A 17,685-nucleotide genomic window follows, 5' to 3' on the forward strand; every position below is an offset into this window, starting at 1 on the left:
ATTCTTCAGGAGGCCGCGAGTGCTGCGCAGGGGACGGGAGACCCGCTCGCCGGGGTACGAACTGCGGGCGCCGGATCCGCATCCCTCGGGCGCGAAACCGCCGGAAATCCCGCCGGACCTGGTGCCGAAGCACGTGGCGCTCGTCATGGACGGCAACGGCCGATGGGCCAACCAGCGCGGCCTGCCGCGGATCGAGGGCCACAAACGCGGCGAGGCCGTGATGATCGACGTCGCGAGCGGCGCGGTCGAACTCGGCATCAAGTGGCTGTCGGTGTACGCCTTCTCGACGGAGAACTGGAAGCGCAGCCCCGAGGAAGTCCGGTTCCTCATGGGCTTCAACCGCGACACCATCCGCCGCCAGGTCGACTACCTCGGCTCGATCGGCGTGCGCATCCGCTGGGCCGGGCGGCGGCCGAAGCTGTGGGCCAGCGTGATCAAGGAACTGCAGATCGCCGAAGAGAAGACCAAGCACAACACCAAGCTCAACATGACGATGTGCGTCAACTACGGCGGCCGCGCCGAACTGGGCGACGCGATGCGGCGGATCGGCCAGGACGTCGCGGCGGGCAAGATCAACCCGGACAAGATCGACGAGCGCACCATCGGGAAGTACCTGTACCAGCCGGAAATGCCGGACGTGGACCTGTTCCTGCGGCCCTCGGGGGAACAGCGGACGTCGAACTTCCTGCTGTGGCAGTCCGCGTACGCGGAGATGGTCTACCAGGACACGCTGTTCCCGGACTTCGACCGGACCCACCTGTGGAAGGCGTGCCTCGACTTCGCGAAACGCGACCGCCGGTTCGGCGGCGCGGTGGACCAGGCAGGGAGCACGAAATGAGCACCGCGGAAGCCGCCGAAACCGGCGCACTGCTCACCCGGGCGCGCGAAGCACTGGAACGCTACCTGGAAGTCCACGTCGACGACGACGGCGCGATCACGTTCTCCCACGCGGACGTCCCGTGTGTCATCCAGGCGACCCGCCTCGCCGACGGCCTGACGGTGCTCAGCCTGACCTGCGTAGTGGCGTGGGACATGCCCGACGACCCGGCACTGGCGGTCGCGGTCGCCGAGCGGGCTGGACAGGGGCTGTTCGGGACGCTGGGCGTCGGCCACACGGAGCGCGGGATGGACGTGACGCTGCGGTACGCGTTCCCGGCGGAGGGGATGGACCCGTCGCCGCTGGGGACGTTGCTGATGCTGGTGGTTTCCACCGCTTCGCAGTTGCGGACGGAGTTGCCCGGCGTGGAGGCGTGAGCCGGGTTTCCGTTTCCTGACCGGGTTTTGTGCTCGGCTCGTGCGGTGCCGGGTCCTGGGGTTCGTGGCTCGGCCGCTTCCGGTAATTCGCGCTGGTGGCTTGGCGGCTCGTCCAGTTGACTTCGCAGTCCAGCGGGCGTTCGTTGGAGAATCTCCCTGGCTGGACCAACTTTCCGGGGTCCTGGCTCGCTTTCGGCCGGGCGGAGGTCGCTGATGCCTTGCCCCCGTTGGCTTCTCCTGGATCTCGGAGCTCCTACGCCGGGGCTGGCTTCGTGACTCGACCAGCCTGCCGTGGGACCCGTTGTCTGCTGGGTTCGCTGCTAGCTTCCGCAGCCGCTTAACCGCTCGCGGTCGCTTAACCGCTCGCGGTCGCTTAACCACTCGCCGCGGGTTAACCAGTCGCGGCCGCTTAACCGCTCCCGGAGGCTTAATCAGTCGCGGGGGCTTAACCGCTCCCGGCCGTTAACCAGTCCCGGCGGCGTGTGGGTCGCGCACCGTGCCTCCAGCCGCACCGCGCCCTGGGATTCCGAAACCGGCACCCCCACGACCGGCAAACCCGACGACCCCTTGCGGCGTGCCCGAAGTGTGGCTTCGCTGCGGCTTTGTTCGTGGCGGCCGTTTCGCTTCGTTTTCTGTATTCGCCTTCCCTGTCCAAGTCTCGCCGCCGCCCGCCCCCGAAGACGCGGTCCGTCGCGATCCCCGCGCCACCCGCCCGATTCCGCCCCTTCCTCCTGTCCAATCGGGTGACATTCACGCAAAACCGGCGCGAGGGGACCCCTCGCGCCACCGGCGGCTGGGGTTCTGTCGGGCCCGGCTGGCATCATCGCCGGCGTGGAAACCCTTTCCAGCAACGCCGCCGAGGAGCGCCCCCGCACGCGGCGGTTCCGGATCAGCTCCATCGAGATCCTGTGCGCCGTGCTGCTGGTCGCCATCCTCGCGCAGAGCAAGCTCCAAAACCTCTTCGACGTGCCCGCGCTGCGCACCGGATCCACCGTGTTCGTCGCGGTGTGCGTGCAAGCGCTGCCGTTCCTCGTGCTCGGCGTGCTGATCAGCGGCGCGATCGCCGCCTTCGTGCCCGCCCGCGCGCTGGAACGGGTGCTGCCGAAGAAAGCGTCGGCCGCGGTGGGGGTCGCCGGGCTGGCCGGAGTCGCCTTGCCCGGTTGCGAATGCGCATCAGTCCCCGTGGCTCGCCGGTTGATCGGCCAAGGCGTCGCGCCCGCCGCCGCGCTCACCTTCCTGCTCGCCGCGCCCGCGGTGAACCCGGTGGTGCTGGTGGCCACGGCGGTCGCGTTCCCCGGCCGTCCGGAAATGGTGTTCGCGCGGTTCGCCGGCTCGCTCGCCACCTCGATGGTGATGGGGTGGATCTGGGCCCGGTGGGGCAAGCTGTCCTGGATCACCGAGCGCGCGTTGCGCCGATTGCCCGATGTCCCACCGGGACAGCGATGGCGGGTATTTGCCGAAACCGCCCGCACCGATCTCGTGGAAGCCGGCGGGTTCCTTGTTCTCGGCGCACTGATTTCCGCTTCGCTCAACGTTCTCGTGCCCGCGAAATGGTTCGAAGTGCTGTCCGGGCAGATCATCGTCGGCGTCGTGGTGATGGCGGTCCTGGCCGTGGTCCTCGCGCTGTGCAGCGAGGCGGATGCTTTCGTCGCCGCTTCGCTCACCGCCGTGCCGTTGCTGCCGAAGCTGGTGTTCCTCGTGGTCGGCCCGGCCATCGACGTCAAGCTTTTCGCCTTGCAGACAGGCACTTTCGGCCGTTCCTTCGCCGCGCGGTTCGCCCCGGTCACCTTCGTGGTGGCGATCTCCTGCGGCACCGTCGCGGGCGTGATCTTCCTCGGAGGCGTCCGATGAGGCGCGAAACCCAGAACGTTCTGCTGATCCTGCTGGGCGGCGCCCTGGTGAAGATCGCGCTGAACGGCGACTATTTGCGCTACGTAAAACCAGCCCAGCAACCATGGATCATCATCGGTGGCGCCGTGATGCTGCTGCTGGGCGCGACAGCGATCGTCCGCGACATCGCAGCCGCGCGTGCCGAGGCGAAAGCGGCCCACGAATCCGAGGCGGACACCGAACCTTCAGACGCGCACGGCCACCACCATCACCCCGCGCGCTCAGCCTGGCTGCTGGTCGTCCCGGTACTGGCGGTGTTCCTGGTCGCCCCGCCCGCACTCGGCGCGGATTCGGTCACCCGCACCGAAGCGCGCCTGCCCTCCAGTGCCTCGAGCACGTCGGCCGCCGCGTTCCCGCCGCTGCCTGCTGGAGCAGTGGTTCCGATGGCGATGAACGAGGTCGTCACGCGCGCGGGCTGGGACGCCAACGGCACCCTGAACGGACGCACCGTCCAGATTTCCGGATTCGTCGTGCACACCGGAGGCCAAACTCTGTTGGCCCGCTTGGTCATCAGCTGTTGCGCAGCCGACGCCGCACCGGTCACCGTGCACCTCAAGGGCGGTGGTGCGGACCGCTTCCCGAGCGACACCTGGCTGCGCGTCGCGGGCCAGATCGTCCCGGGCACCGCGACCGAGGCCAACAGCTACACGCCGGACCTGGTTCCGGTGACAGTCGAGCGGATCACCGCGCCGAAGGATCCGTATGAGTACTGAAAGGAGCGACGCGCTCGACTGTTCCGCCGCGGCCGCCTCGGAACGCGGACCGCCGCGTCCACCCGCCCGGTGCACCTGAGTTTCTTCGGCTGATCCGGAGAGGTCCTGCTTCGCGTACTCGCTCAAGTCCGCCGCTTGAGAGGCCGCCGAACGGACTCGGACCGAGATCAGTCCGAGTTGCTCAGAGTTGCGAAACCCTGCGGCCCGAAGGCCTCGCAGCGGCTCCGCTTTGCCGGACGCGTGCCCCCAACCTCGACGAGACCCGCGCTCTGGACAGTCGCAGACCGCACAACCTGTCCGAAGGGGTCAGCTCGCGTGCTCGGCGCAGGTGCCGGTGATCTCCACAGTGTGGCTGATGTCGCTGAACCCGTGGTCCGCCGCGATTTTCTCCGCCCAGCGTTCCACCGCGGGACCCTCGACCTCGACCGTGCGCCCGCACACGCGGCACACGAGGTGATGGTGGTGGTGCGACGAGCACCGGCGGTAGATCGCCTCGCCGGAGTCGGTGCGCAGCACGTCGATCTCGCCCGCCTCCGAGAGCGACTGCAGCGTCCGGTAGACGGTGGTCAGGCCGATGCCGTCGCCGCGCTTGCGGAGTTCGTCGTGGAGTTCCTGTGCCGAACGGAAGTCGTCGACGGTGCTGAGCAGGTCGACCACCGCCGCACGCTGCTTCGTGGACCGCCGGCCGGGCACCGGGGCCGGTTTGGGGACCGAGGACATCGTCACTTCCCTTCCTGCACGTGGGCGACCGCGTCGACGACGATGTGCGCCAGGTGGTCGTCCACCAGCCGGTAGACGACCTCGCGGCCGCGCCGCTCGCCCTGGACCACGCCCGCCGTCTTGAGTACGCGGAGGTGCTGGCTGATCAACGGCTGGGCGACGTCGAGTTCGTCCACGAGCTCGTGGACGCACCGGTCCGCCGCCCGCAACTGCAGCACGATAGCGATCCGCACCGGAGCGGCGAGCGCCCGGAGCAGTTCGCCCGCGTCAGCGAGTACGCCCGAGGGCACGACCGCAGGCCCGGACCCGGCGGAACGCGCGGGCGAGCCGCTCGCGCTGCCCGGGTTGACGGGGTGTGGCGGGTCGGCGGGCAGTTCTGCCTGCGTGTCGCCGACGGCTGGGTCGTCCGAGGCGGCGGAAGCATGCTCTGCCGAGCCGCTCGCGCTGCCCGGGTTGACGGGGTGTGGCGGGTCGGCGGGCAGTTCCGCCTGAGCGCCGCCGACGGCTGCGTCGTCCGAAGCGGAGGAAGCAAGCTCGCTGGAAGTCTCGATGCTCTCGATTGCGGTCGGTGCCGGAGCGGCAGGATCCGCTGCCCCCGGGTGGTCCGCGGCAGCGCTGTTCACTGAGGCCTCGGCGTTCTTGGTCGGTGCGGGATCCGGGACGGCCGGGCATGCCTCAGCCGGGTCGGGGTGTTCTGCGAATGCCCCGGCCGTTGCGGAGCGCGGCGCGGCTGAACCGACGGCGGTCGTCTCGTCGACGGATGCGCATTCGACCGGCGTCTCGCCGCCGGTGGCCGCCGAGACCGGGGCGGCTGAGTTTGCGGAGGTCGCCCCTGCCAGACCAGCGTGCGTCCCGGGCGTCGCCGGGCCGGTGCCGTCCGCCGCAGGACCCGCGCCCGGAGAGCCGGCGCCCGGACCGTCGGACAGGGCGCTCGAAGGTGCCGACGTCATCGCTGCCTCCACTCGCGTCCCGCTGTCCGCTCCGTCTCGCCGCACCCCTCGGCCGGGGCCGGCCAGGGGACGGCGTTTCCGAAGCCGGATGTCATTGCCGATAACCTTCGCCGCCATCGTAGTGTTCCCTTCCCCGGGCGCGGTGATCGCCGGGTCCCGGGGGACCGGGCGTTCCGGATTGACCCGACCGGGTGAGTTCGTGAAGATTTGGCTTGTCGGCTTCGCAAGCGGTGGCGGACGGTGCAAGGTTGTCGCGGGGGCGATTCGTCGCGTCTCGTAGGGTGGCGGATCGCTCGGGGCCGCCGGAGGGCAGTGGGGAGACATGACTCGTTTCGTGACGAAGGCCGCGGTGGCGGCCCTGGTGGCACTGCCGGCGCTGGCCCCGGCCGCCGCGGCGCAGACCCAGGCCGGGCAGGCCGTCGACGAGAAGACCGGTCCGGTGTCGTTCGCCAACGTGGCGTCCGTGCGGCTCGGCGGCGACCCGCAGCACGGCGGCGCGCTCATCACCGAAACCCAGCGGTCCCCGCTCACCCCCGGTCAGTCGCAGCTCGGCACGGACCGCGTCGCGGTGCCGAAGAACGACGGAGAGCGCAACACCTTCGGCCCGAACTACGAGATCGACCTCGGCAAGTACGGCGACAGCTCGGCCAGCCCGTACCCGGCGGGCATCGCGAGCCGCGATCACCAGGTCGTCGCCGCGCTGCAGACCACCCACGTGCCCACCGCCGTCGCGGAGACCAACTACGCGCTGCGCGACAACGGCCGCAAGAAGCCCAAGCCGGTCGACAACACGATGCTGGTCCTCGAGGGCGCGCGCAGTTCGGTCGACTGCTCGGGTCCCGGCAAGGTCACCGGCACCACCACGGCCGCCCGCGTCTGGGTGCGCGGCGAGGACGACGCGCTGAAGCAGGTCGCGATGCCCGCCAGCGGGACGCTCAGCGTCACCGGCCTCAAGATGGGCTCGCCGACCGACGTGCCGCAGAGCGACCCCGGCAAGACCACCTCGGACCTCGTGGTGTCCCGTGTTTCCGGGTTCGACCAGCTGATCAAGCAGGACGGCTGGCGTTCCGGCGACGTCACCGCGCAGGCGGGCTGGCGCGTCGAAATCACCACGCACGCGCGCGACGCCAAGGACACCAAGCTGAGCGACGTGCAGACCACCATGGTGCTCGGCGGCGTCAGCTGCTCGATCCCGAAGGACTTCGTCGCGTTGGCTGGCAACGGCTCCGGCAGCGGAAGCACCGTCCAGCAGCCGTCGGTGCCCACCGAGGTCCCGGCCGGCTACCTCGGCCCGCAGGCTGCCGCACCGTCGGACGACCTGCGCCTGCCGCTCGGCTTCGGCCTGCTCGGCGGAGGTCTGCTGTTCGGCGCCGTCGCGATCGTGCTCGGCCGTCGCCGCGCGGCGCGGGTCGTCCGTTCCCGCGGCGAATAGACCGTGCCGCGCACCGTGCTGACGGTCGCGTCGGCGGTGATCGCCGTCCTGGCGATCGCGGCCGGCGTGATCGTCCTGACCTGGGTGCCCGCCCCGTCCCCGGTCGCGGTCGCCGACCCGCCGCCCGGTTCGCTGCCGGGCGAGGACGGCGCGCCCGCCGAACTGCCCTCGGACGGCCAGGCGATCGGCCTGCAACGCCCCGGCAGCATCCGGCTGCCGGACGGTTCCGAGGCTCGGCTCAAGCGCACCGAGATCACCCAGGCAGGCATCCTGCCGATCCCGCGCGGCCTCAGCGACGCCGCGTGGTGGGGCGCCCGCCTCGGCGCGGCGCAGGGCGCGGCGGTGCTGTCCGGACACGTCAACTGGGCGGGTACGAAGGGTCCCTTCGACGACCTGTGGCGCGTCCACACCGGCGACAACGTCAGCATCGTCGACGCTTCCGGCGGCCGCTGGCTCTACCGCGTCACCGGCGCGACCACGATCCCGAAGGAACAACTGCCCGCGCAAGCCCCCGGATGGTTCGCCCAGACCGGCCCGCACCGCCTGGTCCTGGTCACCTGCGGCGGCGACTACATCGGCGGCACCGAAGGCTACGACGAGAACCGGATCGTCACGGCGGACCTGGTCTCCCGGCCGGATTGATCGGGTTGGAGTGACCTGGCCCGGGTGACGTGGCCGGACTGACCTGGCCGGAGTGGCCGGGCTGGATTGACCCGACTGGATTGACTCGGCGGATTGGCACGTCCGGAGTGGTGTGGCCGGAGTGGCCTGCCCGGAGCGGCTGGGCGGAATTGACCCGGCTGCATTGACCGGGGTGGGCTAGCCCGGCGGACTGACCTGGCCGGGGTGACGTGGCCGGAGTGGCCTGGCCGGAGTGGCCGGGCTGGATTGACCCGGCTGGATTGACTCGGCCGGATCGGCCCGTCCGGAGTGGTGTGGCCGGACGAGCCCGGCCGGAGGGGCCTGGCGGGATTGACCCGGCCGGATTGACCGAGCCGGAATAGCCGGGCTGGAGCAGCCGGGCCGGATTGGCAGAACTGGACTCGCCGGGCCGGACTGACTGGCTGGCGTGGCCTGGCTGGACTGACTGGCCGGGTTGGCCCGGGCGGAGTGGCCCGGCCGGAGTGAACTGCTCGGACTGATTCGGCCGGACCGAGCCGTCCAAGCCGGGACGGCTGGGAACCTCGCACCAGCTGTGCCGCGTGGCGGGTCCGCTCATCCGAAACACCCGCGAAAAGACACCAGCGAAGGACAAGGCCGCCAAGATCAAGGCCGCGAACCACCCGCCATCCAGGCGAAGATCCCTGCAACCCCATCACCTCCCCACCGCATGTCTCCCCGGAGAAACCTCCGGACCATGGGGAGCACGATGCAGGGCACGCAAGCACAACCAGCACGCAAACGCGGCGCAGTGATCGTCGTGGCTGCCGTCGTACTAGTGGCAGCCATCGCCGCCGTGCTGATCTTCTTCACCGGCAAGGACACCGTTGACTCGGCGCAGCCGCGGCAGCAGACCGGCACCGCGCAGGTCGGCGCCGGTCCGGGCGGGAGCAGCCAGGCTGGGAACACCCCGCCGGACCCCGGGCAGACCCCTGGCACCGTCAAGCTGCCCGGCGGCGGGCAGGCGAAGCTGATTCCCGAGGAGGTCGGCGCGGACGGCGCGCTGCCGATCCCGAAGAGCCTCGGCGAAGCGGCCTGGTGGGGGTCCGGGGTCGGGGCCGCGCAGGGTGTCACGCTGCTTTCCGGGCACGTCAACTGGGCGGGCGAGTCCGGGCCGTTCCAGGAACTGTGGCGGATGAAACCCGGCCAGGTCGTCAGCGTCGCCGACACCGCGGGCAAGCAGTGGGAGTACAAGATCGACGAGGTCCGCACGATCCACAAATCGGACCTGGCCGCCGAATCCGCGAAGCTGTTCGACCCCGAGGGCCCGCACCGGCTGGTGCTCGTCACGTGCGGCGGCGACTACGTGGGCGGCCAGGAGGGCTACGACGACAACCGGGTCGTCACGGCCTCGCCGGTCACCCGTTCGTGACCTCCGACCTGCGCGGAGGCCCCGGGGACCGGCCGGATACGCTGGACCTTCAAGTCCGATAACCGTCCCCGCATGCGTCCGGAGCGTGGAGTGCCCGCCAATACCATCGAAACCGTCGTCAGTCTGTGCAAGCGCCGTGGCTTCGTCTTCCCGTCGGGAGAGATCTACGGCGGCACCAGGTCGGCGTGGGACTACGGGCCGCTCGGCGTGGAGCTGAAGGACAACATCAAGCGCCAGTGGTGGAAGACCGTCGTGCAGGGCCGCGAGGACGTGGTCGGCATCGACTCCTCGGTCATCCTCCCGCGCCAGGTGTGGGTCGCCTCGGGGCACGTGAACGTGTTCACCGACCCGCTGATCGAGTGCCTTTCGTGCCACAAGCGGTTCCGTGCCGACCAGCTCGCCGAGGACTTCGAGGCGCGCACCGGCAAGGCCACCACCGAGGACGACCTGTCCGAGGTGCCGTGCCCGAACTGCGGCACCCGCGGCAAGTACACCGAGCCGCGCGACTTCAACATGATGCTGAAGACGCATCTCGGCCCGGTCGAGACCGAGGAGGGCCTGGCCTACCTCCGCCCGGAGACCGCGCAGGGCATCTTCGTCAACTTCCTCAACGTGCAGACCGCCTCGCGCAAGAAGCCGCCGTTCGGCATCGGCCAGATCGGCAAGTCCTTCCGCAACGAGATCACGCCGGGCAACTTCATCTTCCGCACGCGCGAGTTCGAGCAGATGGAGATGGAGTTCTTCGTCGAGCCGGGCGAGGACGAGCACTGGCACCAGTACTGGATCGACACGCGCACCGAGTGGTACAAGGACCTCGGCATCAAGGCCGAGAACCTGCGCCACTACGAGCACCCGAAGGAAAAGCTCTCGCACTACGCGAAGCGCACCGTCGACATCGAGTACCGGTTCGCGTTCAACGCCGGTCAGGAGTGGGGCGAGCTGGAAGGCATCGCCAACCGCACCGACTTCGACCTGACCACGCACTCGAACCACTCGGGCGTGGACCTGTCGTTCTTCGACCAGGCCTCGGGCCAGCGCTACCGGCCGTTCGTGATCGAACCGGCCGCGGGCGTCGGCCGTTCGATGATGGCGTTCCTGGTCGACGCGTACGACGAGGAAGAGGTGCCGAACGCCAAGGGCGGCACCGACAAGCGCACCGTGCTGCACCTCGACCCGCGGCTCGCGCCGTTCAAGGCCGCGGTGCTGCCGCTGTCGCGCAACGCCGACCTGTCGCCGAAGGCGCGCGACCTGGCCGCGCGGCTGCGCAAGCACTGGAACGTCGACTTCGACGACGCCCAGGCGATCGGCCGCCGCTATCGCCGCCAGGACGAGATCGGCACGCCGTACTGCGTCACGGTCGACTTCGACACGCTCGAGGACAACGCCGTGACGGTCCGCGAGCGCGACAGCATGAGCCAGGAGCGCATCTCGATCGACCAGGTCGAGTCGTACCTGGCCGGTCGCCTGCTCGGCTGCTGACCGCCGCGAAAACCCGTTCCGGACGGCCCTTCCCGCACTCGCGGGGAGGGCCGTCCGGCGTTTCGCCCCGGTCACCCCTGACACCTGTCACGGTCGGGTCGTGACGCTCGGCCTGCGTGCCGCCCGCCCCGGCGCGGCACGCTTCAAGCCATGGACAACACACAGGAAATCGCGGCGGGGGCGGCGATCCGGCTGGGCGGGATCGCCAAGCGCTACGGCGACGTGCGCGCGGTCAGCCACGTAGACCTGACCATCGCGCCGGGGGAAGTGGTGGCGCTGCTCGGGCCCAACGGGGCGGGCAAATCGACCACCGTCGACATGATTCTGGGGCTCACCACCCCCGACGAGGGCACCGTTTCGGTGTTCGGCCAGACGCCCGCCGACGCCGTCCGCGCCGGGATGATCGGCGCGATGCTGCAGGGCGGCACGCTGCTGGACGACCTGACCGTGCGCGAAACCGTCGGTCTCGTCGCGAAACTGCACCGCCGTCCGATGCCGGTGCGGGACGCGCTGCGCGCCGCGGGCGTCGAGGACATCGCCGACCGGCGCGCCAACAAGCTTTCCGGCGGGCAGAAGCAGCGCGTGCGCTTCGCGGTCGCGTTGGTGTCGGACCCTGATCTGCTGGTGCTCGACGAGCCGACCGCAGCGATGGACGTCGGCAGCCGGCGCGAGTTCTGGAAGTCGATGTACTCGTTCACCGACACCGGCCGCACCGTGCTGTTCGCGACGCATTACCTCGAGGAAGCCGAGGAATTCGCCGACCGGGTCGTGCTGATGCGGGCCGGGGCGGTCGTCGCCGACGGGTCCGTCGCGCAGGTCCGCGCTCTCGCCGGCGGACGCACGATCCGCGCGGTGCTGCCCGCCGGGATCAGCGACCAGCTGGTCTCGACGCTGCCCGCGGTCACCTCCTTCGAACTGCGCGGCGAACGCGTCGCACTGTCCAGTTCGGACTCCGACACCACCTTGCGCGCGCTCCTCGCCGCTGTCCCGGCCGTGCGCGACATCGAGATCGGCGCGGTCGGCCTCGAGGGCGCGTTCCTTTCCCTGACCTCCGACGAAACGGAAGAAGCAGTCCGATGAACCCCGCCTACCTGGTTGTCGAAACCCGCAGGCTGTTCCGCTCGCCGCGGTTCCTGATCTTCGTCGTGGCCTTCCCGGTCCTCATGTTCCTGTTGCAGGCCACGGTGTTCACCGACCAGTCGGCGGCGGACCACGTCGCGATCGCGGGCGTGATCATGGTCAACATGATGACGTTCGGCGCCTTCGCCGCGGCCACCACGAACGGCGCCCGCCTCGCGATCGAACGGGCCGGCGGCTGGCAGCGGCAGCTGCGGCTGACCCCGCTGTCCGGCGCGGGATACCTCGGCGGCAAAGCGCTGTCCGGGATGCTCGCCGGGCTGCCCGCGCTGATCCTGGTGCCGGTCATCGCGGCCTTCTCCCAGGGCGTGCACCTCGACCCGGCGGGCTGGATGCGGGTCTTCCTCGGCATTTTCCTGGGCACCGTTCCGCTGGTGCTGCTCGGACTGCTGCTGGGCCAGTTCGGCACTCCGGAGTCGATGCAGCCGATCAGCATGATCGTCACCCTCGGCATGGGTTTCCTCGGCGGGCTCTGGATCCCCTTGGACGGCATGCCGTCCTGGATGCACGACGTCGCGCAGATCATGCCGACCTACTGGGTCCTCGGGCTGGTCCGGCCCGTGGTGACGAATCAGCTGCTGGTGAGCTTGCCGACCGCGATCGGCGTGCTCGGGGCGTGGACGCTGGCGCTCGGGATTGTCGTGGTCAGGCGATACCGTAAGGACAGCGCTCGGGTCTGACCGGGCCGGGGAGGGGAGAACGACGTGTGGCCACTCGGGCGGGAGGCGACGACCGGCACGCCCGCGACGCTGCGGTTCGGGCTCACCGACCGGGCGTCCTGGTGGGACGACCCGCCGGTGCGCCGGGGACGGGGACCGCACAAGATCGGGTGGCCGATCTTCGCGGTCGGCTTCCTGCTGCCGTACCTGATCCCCGCGACCCGGGGCCTGATCCAGGACCCAGGGCCGCTGTGGATGCGGATCCTGCTCTTCGCGCTGATCGACGTGTACGCGCTCTGCTACGTCGTGTTCCCGGCGGTCTTCGGCAAGTCCCGGCGGGTGAAGCTCTGGTTCGGCGGGGTCATGCTGGTGCTGGGCCTGCTGTGCGCGCTGGTCGCGGACGCGAGCCCGTACATCCTGCTCTACGCCACCGCGACGCTGGCCTTCCTGTTCCCGGCTGCCTGGGCGGTGATCTTCAACGGGTCCGCGCTGGGTCTGCTGGTGCTGGTCCTGTACCTGCGCGGGGCGCTGTCGGAGCACTTCAGCGACGTCATCACGGTCGTCTCGGTCACGTCGGCGATGTTCTTCATGTCCAATCTGATCCGGGTGATCCGCAGGCTGGAGCTGGCGAACCAGGAGATCGGGACGCTCGCGGTCGCCAACGAACGCGAGCGGGTCGCCCGGGATCTGCACGATCTGCTCGGGCACAGCCTCACCACGATCACGGTCAAGTCCGGTGTGGCGCGGAGGGTGCTGGAAAGCTCCGGCGACATCGACCGCGCGGTGCAGGAGATCCGAGAGGTCGAAGGGCTTTCGCGTTCGGCGTTGTCGGACGTGCGGGCGACGGTGTCGGAATATCGCGAGGTTTCGCTGCCCGCGGAGATCGCTGGGGTGCGGGCGGCGTTGCGCGCGGCGGAGATCGACGCCGAACTGCCGCACGCGGTGGACAACGTCCGGCCGGAATTGCAGAGCACATTCGGCTATGTGCTGCGCGAGGCGATTACCAACGTGCTGCGGCACTCCGGTGCGAAGTCGGTGAAGGTGCGGCTGGGCCGCGACTGGCTGGAGGTCGAGGACAACGGCTGTGCGGTGGGGGACGTCGCGCCGGGCAACGGGTTGCGCGGACTGTCCGAACGGCTGGCCGCGATCGGGGGCACATTGGCGACGCGGACGCGGCCCGGGGGAGGATGGGTCGTCCGGGCCGAAGTCCGGCAGCCGAGCCCGGACGGATCCGCCGTCGCGGTGCGGGCCGAACCCGCCGGAGGACTGGCATGATCCGGGTGCTGCTGGCCGACGACCAGGCGATGGTGCGCGGCGCGCTGGCCACCGTGCTCGGCCTGGAAGGCGACATCGAAGTGGTGGCCCAGGTCGGCACCGGCGACGAGGTCGTGGCCGCGGCGAAGGAAACGGCGCCGGACGTCGCGCTGCTCGACGTGCAGATGCCCGGCATGGACGGCCTCACCGCGGCGGCCGAGCTGAAAACCGCGCTCCCGGCGTGCCGGGTGATCATCTGCACGACGTTCGGCCGCCCCGGCTACCTGGCCCGCGCCATGGCCGCGGGCGCGGCCGGGTTCGTGGTGAAGGACGCGCCGCCGGAACAGCTCGTCGAGGCGGTGCGCCGAGTCCACAGTGGACTGCGAGTGGTCGATCCGGCGCTGGCCGCGGAGTCGCTCGCCACCGGAACCAGCCCGCTGACCGCCCGGGAACGCGACGTGCTCAGCGCGGCCAAGGACGGCAGCACGGTCGCGGACATCGCGAAATCTCTCTTCCTGTCCGACGGAACTGTGCGCAATCACTTGTCGTCGGCGATCGGGAAGACTGGTGCGCGCACGCGCGCGGAGGCGGTGCGGCTGTCGGAGGAACGCGGCTGGCTCTAGCTTCGGCTCCGCGCCAAGCGGCTCACTGAAGTCTCGCGGCGCGGGTGTGCGGCGAGTTCGCTGTCGTGTTGCTCGCCGGGTCGGTGCGGAGCACCGGCTGAGAGGTCACGGGCCGCGCGGTTCCGCTCACGGACCTCCGCATCGCGCGCCGGGCCGATCGGCAGAGACAAGAACCCCGCGCCGCCGACGCCGCACCCACCACTGAGAAACCTCGACGTGGGGCCCTTGGGGTGTGTCCGTCGCACCGAATGCCACGCAGCAGACCTCGCCGCACTCACCTCGGCAAACCATAGGACCGCCGTTGTGGGCGTGCGCCTTGGCCGCTGCCTTCAAACGGAGGTGCTGCGCGCGGTGGGCTGATCAAAACCTCAATGGAAGGGGGACCCCGCCAGGGCGGCACCGGGGTGCCTTCCCGCCACCGGAGGTCGGCTCTGCGAGGATGGCCGCCATGGATGCGCGGACAGGTCCTACGGCGGGAAACTGGGTGCGCCGCATCGTTTTCGGTGCGGTGCTGGCCCTTGTCGCGGTCATCGGGGGCACCGCGTTCCGCGTGTGGCAGGTCGCGCGCGAGAACGACCGGACACCGGCGGATGCGATCGTCGTGCTGGGCGCCGCCCAATACAACGGCAAGCCCTCGGAGATCTTCACCGCGCGGCTGGAGAAGGCCCGGCAACTCTACGCGGCAGGCGTTTCGAAGACCGTCATCACCGCTGGCGGCAAGAAAACTCGCGACAACTTCACCGAGGCGACGGCGGGGGCCCGATGGCTGGCCAAACACGGCGTGCCGGAATCCGCGACGTTGCCGGTCGGCGAGGGCAATGACACCCTGCGCAGCCTCCGCGCGGTCGCCGATCAGGTGAAGGCGCGCGGCTGGCGTTCGGTGGTGCTGGTCAGCGACCCGTGGCATTCCTACCGGTCGCGGACGATGTCCGAGGACCTCGGGCTGGAGGCGTGGACCGCGCCGACGCACAGCGGGCCGATCGTGCAGGAACGGTCGACGCAGGTCCGCTACATCTTCCGCGAAACCGGCGCGCTGCTGTTCTACGAGCTGACCAAGTCGCCCGCGGACGACCTGTTCGGCACGACGATGGGCTGAATTGTCGGTCCCCGCGCCTAAGCTGGCGGGGTGAGCGACGGCTACCGCGAGCACGACCGCGCCCGCGTGCTGGCCGAGGAACCCAAGGGCGCGGCGCTGGCCGGTGCGCGGCCGGACGGGCGCAGCGCGTTCGCCCGCGACCGCGCGCGGGTGCTGCATTCCGCCGCGCTGCGCCGGCTGGCGGGCAAAACTCAGGTGGTCGGGCCGGGCGAGGGGGCGGAGGTCAGCGGCGCGCCGCGGACCCGGCTCACGCATTCGCTGGAGGTCGCGCAGATCGGCCGCGGCATCGCCGAGGAGCTCGGCGCGGACCCGGACCTGGTCGACACCGCGGGGCTCGCGCACGACATCGGGCATCCGCCGTTCGGCCACAACGGCGAACACGCGCTCGACCAGGCGGCCCAGGCGTGCGGCGGCTTCGAGGGCAACGCGCAGACGCTGCGCATCCTCACCCGGCTGGAGCCCAAGGCGGTCGGACCCGACGGCGCGACGGCCGGGCTCAACCTCACCCGGGCCTGTCTCGACGCCACCACGAAGTATCCGTGGCCGCGCCGGTCCGGGGAGCCGAAATACGGCGTCTACGCGGACGACACCCCCGTGTTCAGCTGGATCCGCGAGGGCGCGCCGGGCCTGCGCCGGTGCCTGGAAGCGCAGATCATGGACTGGTCCGACGACGTGGCGTACTCGGTGCACGACGTCGAGGACGGGGTGCTGGCCGGGCGGATCCGGTTGCGGCTGCTGGCCGATCCGGAAGAGCGCGCGGCCGTCGCCGAGGCGGCCGCCCGGCATTTCTCCACGCTCTCGGTGTCCACTTTGGAGGGTGCGGCGAAAGAGCTGCTCGACCTGCCGGTGGTCGCCGAGCTGGTGCGCGCGGAGCCGGACGGTTCGCTGCGCGCTCAGGTCGCGCTGAAACGGCTCACCAGCGAGCTCGTCGGACGGTTCGCCTCGGCCGCGGTGACCGGCACTCGCGCGGGCTACGGCGAGGGCCCGCTCACCCGGTACGCGGCGCGGCTGGCGGTGCCCGAGCAGGTCGGGGCGGAGGTGGCGCTGCTCAAGGCGCTGGCGCTGCGGTACGTGATGAGCGATCGCCGCCGGCTGGCGATGCAGGACGGGCAGCGGGAGGTGATCACCGAGCTGGTGGCGGCCTTGTGCCGGCGCGCGCCCGAGGCACTGGACCCGCTGCTGGTGCCGGCGTGGAACGCGGCCTCCGACGACGCGGCGCGGTTACGGGTAGTGGTGGACCAGGTCGCGTCGCTCACCGACGCGCAGGCGTACGAATGGCATCGATGGCACACCGGACGGCACGGAACGGCGCCGCCTGCCGAACCGTGAGCCGCGCGACCACCCGTTCCGGTACGGTCGCCGCATGGCCCTGGACAGCCACCTCACCTTCACCCTGGCGCTGCACGGTGCGACCGCGCCCCCGGGAAGCGACGCGTGCTTCTCGCCCTACTCGGCGGCGAGTGCGCTCGGCCTGGCCGAGCAGGCGGCACGCGGACGCACCGCGGAAGAGCTGGCCGGCGTGCTCGGCCGCGACCAGAGCGGCCTGCTGCACGCCGCGGCCGAGCCGGGCGACGACGTCCAGCTGGCCGTCGCGAACACGCTCTGGGCCTCGGACCGGATCGCCGTCGAGGACAGCTTCCAGGCCGCACTCGTGCGCTGGCCCGGCGGCAAAGCCGAGACCGCGCCGTTCGAGACCGATCCCGAGGGCGCGCGCGAGCGGATCAACACCGACGTGGACCAGACCACTCACGGGCTGATCCCCGAGCTGCTGCCCGAAGGCGCGATCCACCCGCACACGCGCGCCAGCCTGGTCAACGCGCTCTACCTGAAAACCGCCTGGCGGCATCCGTTCCCCGAGCGCGCCACCTCGGACGCCGATTTCCACACCCCCGAAGGCGTGCGCCAGGTGCCGACGATGCACTTGGACGAATCCGTCGGCTACGCGCACGAAAACGGCTGGGAGGTCGTCCGGCTGGCGGCCGAGGGCGGCGTCGAGACGGTGATCCTGCTGCCGGACGGCGACCTCGAGAGCGCCGAAGCCGCGCTCGACGGACAGTCGCTGCGCGCGCTCGTGGAAAGCCCGAAGCAGCACAAAATCCAGCTGTCGCTGCCCAAGATCTCGCTCGACGTGCGCGCTGACCTCGAACGTGCGCTGCAGGGCCTCGGCGTGCGCGAGCTGTTCACCCAAGACGCGGATCTGACCGGTCTCACGCCGGACCGTCCGCTGTGGGTGGACAGCATCCTGCACCAGGCCGTGCTCCGGCTGGACGAACAAGGCCTCGAAGGCGCTGCCGCCACCGCGATCCAGATGCGCACGATGTCGCTCATCTCCGCCGAGCCGCTCGAGGTGCGGGTCGACCGGCCGTTCCTGCTGCTCGTCCGCCACGCCGAAACCGGCGCGGTGTACTTCTTCGCGCGGGTGGTGCGCCCCGCGTGAGCGTGTTCC

The 17,685-nt window shown here is 70.6% G+C and carries 17 protein-coding genes; 15 read left to right on the forward strand and 2 right to left on the reverse strand.

All coding sequences use genetic code 11. The features are described from left to right. Positions 1–19: 19 nt before the first annotated feature. The 4 genes from H5411_RS14835 to H5411_RS14850 all read left to right on the forward strand — a co-directional run bounded on the left by H5411_RS14835 (position 20) and on the right by H5411_RS14850 (position 3,857). Positions 20–838, forward strand: a complete 819-nt coding sequence (locus H5411_RS14835; protein WP_101434311.1) for an isoprenyl transferase — start codon at positions 20–22, stop codon at positions 836–838. Next, positions 835–1,254, forward strand: coding sequence for a YbjN domain-containing protein (locus H5411_RS14840; protein WP_101434312.1), 420 nt, complete (start codon positions 835–837; stop codon positions 1,252–1,254). Before H5411_RS14835 ends, H5411_RS14840 begins: the two co-directional genes overlap by 4 nt. 831 nt (positions 1,255–2,085) lie before the next feature. Continuing rightward, on the forward strand, positions 2,086–3,105 hold the full coding sequence (locus H5411_RS14845) for a permease (protein ID WP_183124114.1): 1,020 nt from the start codon (positions 2,086–2,088) through the stop codon (positions 3,103–3,105). Further along, positions 3,102–3,857: a TIGR03943 family putative permease subunit gene (locus H5411_RS14850; protein WP_183124115.1), complete on the forward strand. Its 756-nt coding sequence runs from the start codon at positions 3,102–3,104 to the stop codon at positions 3,855–3,857. Before H5411_RS14845 ends, H5411_RS14850 begins: the two co-directional genes overlap by 4 nt. 306 nt (positions 3,858–4,163) lie before the next feature. Here the strand turns inward: H5411_RS14850 and H5411_RS14855 are convergent, their stop codons facing one another. Continuing rightward, a complete protein-coding gene (locus tag H5411_RS14855; protein WP_183124116.1) occupies positions 4,164–4,577 on the reverse strand; it encodes a Fur family transcriptional regulator in 414 nt (137 codons plus the stop codon). A 2-nt stretch (positions 4,578–4,579) separates the two neighbouring features. Beyond that, positions 4,580–4,951, reverse strand: coding sequence for an ArsR/SmtB family transcription factor (locus H5411_RS49765; RefSeq protein WP_183124184.1), 372 nt, complete (start codon positions 4,949–4,951; stop codon positions 4,580–4,582). A gap of 898 nt (positions 4,952–5,849) precedes the next feature. On the opposite strand from H5411_RS49765, the gene H5411_RS14865 reads away from it, so the two are divergent. The 11 genes from H5411_RS14865 to H5411_RS14915 all read left to right on the forward strand — a co-directional run bounded on the left by H5411_RS14865 (position 5,850) and on the right by H5411_RS14915 (position 17,676). After that, positions 5,850–6,959 carry a hypothetical protein gene (locus tag H5411_RS14865; RefSeq protein WP_183124117.1) on the forward strand — a complete coding sequence of 370 codons (1,110 nt, stop codon included), beginning with the start codon at positions 5,850–5,852 and terminating at the stop codon, positions 6,957–6,959. 3 nt (positions 6,960–6,962) lie between these two features. Continuing rightward, positions 6,963–7,601: a class F sortase gene (locus H5411_RS14870; RefSeq protein ID WP_183124118.1), complete on the forward strand. Its 639-nt coding sequence runs from the start codon at positions 6,963–6,965 to the stop codon at positions 7,599–7,601. A 715-nt stretch (positions 7,602–8,316) separates the two neighbouring features. Further along, positions 8,317–8,991, forward strand: a complete 675-nt coding sequence (locus H5411_RS14875) for a class F sortase (RefSeq protein WP_376772145.1) — start codon at positions 8,317–8,319, stop codon at positions 8,989–8,991. Positions 8,992–9,081: 90 nt separating this feature from the next. Beyond that, positions 9,082–10,470 carry a glycine--tRNA ligase gene (locus H5411_RS14880; RefSeq protein ID WP_183124119.1) on the forward strand — a complete coding sequence of 463 codons (1,389 nt, stop codon included), beginning with the start codon at positions 9,082–9,084 and terminating at the stop codon, positions 10,468–10,470. Between the two features lie 150 nt (positions 10,471–10,620). Then, the gene (locus H5411_RS14885; protein ID WP_183124120.1) at positions 10,621–11,550 is read left to right on the forward strand and encodes an ABC transporter ATP-binding protein; all 930 of its coding nucleotides are present in this window, start codon (positions 10,621–10,623) and stop codon (positions 11,548–11,550) included. Then, complete coding sequence (locus H5411_RS14890) at positions 11,547–12,287, forward strand: ABC transporter permease (RefSeq protein ID WP_183124121.1); 741 nt, start codon at positions 11,547–11,549, stop codon at positions 12,285–12,287. Before H5411_RS14885 ends, H5411_RS14890 begins: the two co-directional genes overlap by 4 nt. A gap of 24 nt (positions 12,288–12,311) precedes the next feature. Continuing rightward, positions 12,312–13,541, forward strand: coding sequence for a sensor histidine kinase (locus H5411_RS14895; RefSeq protein WP_183124122.1), 1,230 nt, complete (start codon positions 12,312–12,314; stop codon positions 13,539–13,541). Beyond that, positions 13,538–14,143: a response regulator transcription factor gene (locus tag H5411_RS14900; protein WP_101434321.1), complete on the forward strand. Its 606-nt coding sequence runs from the start codon at positions 13,538–13,540 to the stop codon at positions 14,141–14,143. Before H5411_RS14895 ends, H5411_RS14900 begins: the two co-directional genes overlap by 4 nt. A gap of 448 nt (positions 14,144–14,591) precedes the next feature. Then, positions 14,592–15,239 (forward strand): YdcF family protein, encoded by a 648-nt coding sequence (locus H5411_RS14905; protein WP_101434322.1) that lies wholly within the window; start codon positions 14,592–14,594, stop codon positions 15,237–15,239. Between the two features lie 30 nt (positions 15,240–15,269). Then, the gene (locus H5411_RS14910) at positions 15,270–16,568 is read left to right on the forward strand and encodes a deoxyguanosinetriphosphate triphosphohydrolase (protein ID WP_183124123.1); all 1,299 of its coding nucleotides are present in this window, start codon (positions 15,270–15,272) and stop codon (positions 16,566–16,568) included. Between the two features lie 34 nt (positions 16,569–16,602). Continuing rightward, positions 16,603–17,676, forward strand: a complete 1,074-nt coding sequence (locus tag H5411_RS14915; RefSeq protein WP_183124124.1) for a serpin family protein — start codon at positions 16,603–16,605, stop codon at positions 17,674–17,676. Positions 17,677–17,685 lie beyond the last annotated feature (9 nt).

It is taken from the genome of Amycolatopsis echigonensis, assembly GCF_014174495.1.
Classification (GTDB): Bacteria; Actinomycetota; Actinomycetes; order Mycobacteriales; family Pseudonocardiaceae; genus Amycolatopsis; species Amycolatopsis echigonensis.

Coding starts and splice junctions, on each gene's coding strand:
- H5411_RS14900 (WP_101434321.1), top strand. CDS start 13,538: ATGATCCGGGTGCTGCTGGCCGACGACCAGGCGATGGTGCGCGGCGCG.
- H5411_RS14865 (WP_183124117.1), top strand. CDS start 5,850: ATGACTCGTTTCGTGACGAAGGCCGCGGTGGCGGCCCTGGTGGCACTG.
- H5411_RS14850 (WP_183124115.1), top strand. CDS start 3,102: ATGAGGCGCGAAACCCAGAACGTTCTGCTGATCCTGCTGGGCGGCGCC.
- H5411_RS14885 (WP_183124120.1), top strand. CDS start 10,621: ATGGACAACACACAGGAAATCGCGGCGGGGGCGGCGATCCGGCTGGGC.
- H5411_RS14855 (WP_183124116.1), bottom strand. CDS start 4,577: ATGTCCTCGGTCCCCAAACCGGCCCCGGTGCCCGGCCGGCGGTCCACG.
- H5411_RS14875 (WP_376772145.1), top strand. CDS start 8,317: ATGGGGAGCACGATGCAGGGCACGCAAGCACAACCAGCACGCAAACGC.
- H5411_RS14905 (WP_101434322.1), top strand. CDS start 14,592: ATGGATGCGCGGACAGGTCCTACGGCGGGAAACTGGGTGCGCCGCATC.
- H5411_RS14915 (WP_183124124.1), top strand. CDS start 16,603: ATGGCCCTGGACAGCCACCTCACCTTCACCCTGGCGCTGCACGGTGCG.
- H5411_RS14890 (WP_183124121.1), top strand. CDS start 11,547: ATGAACCCCGCCTACCTGGTTGTCGAAACCCGCAGGCTGTTCCGCTCG.
- H5411_RS14840 (WP_101434312.1), top strand. CDS start 835: ATGAGCACCGCGGAAGCCGCCGAAACCGGCGCACTGCTCACCCGGGCG.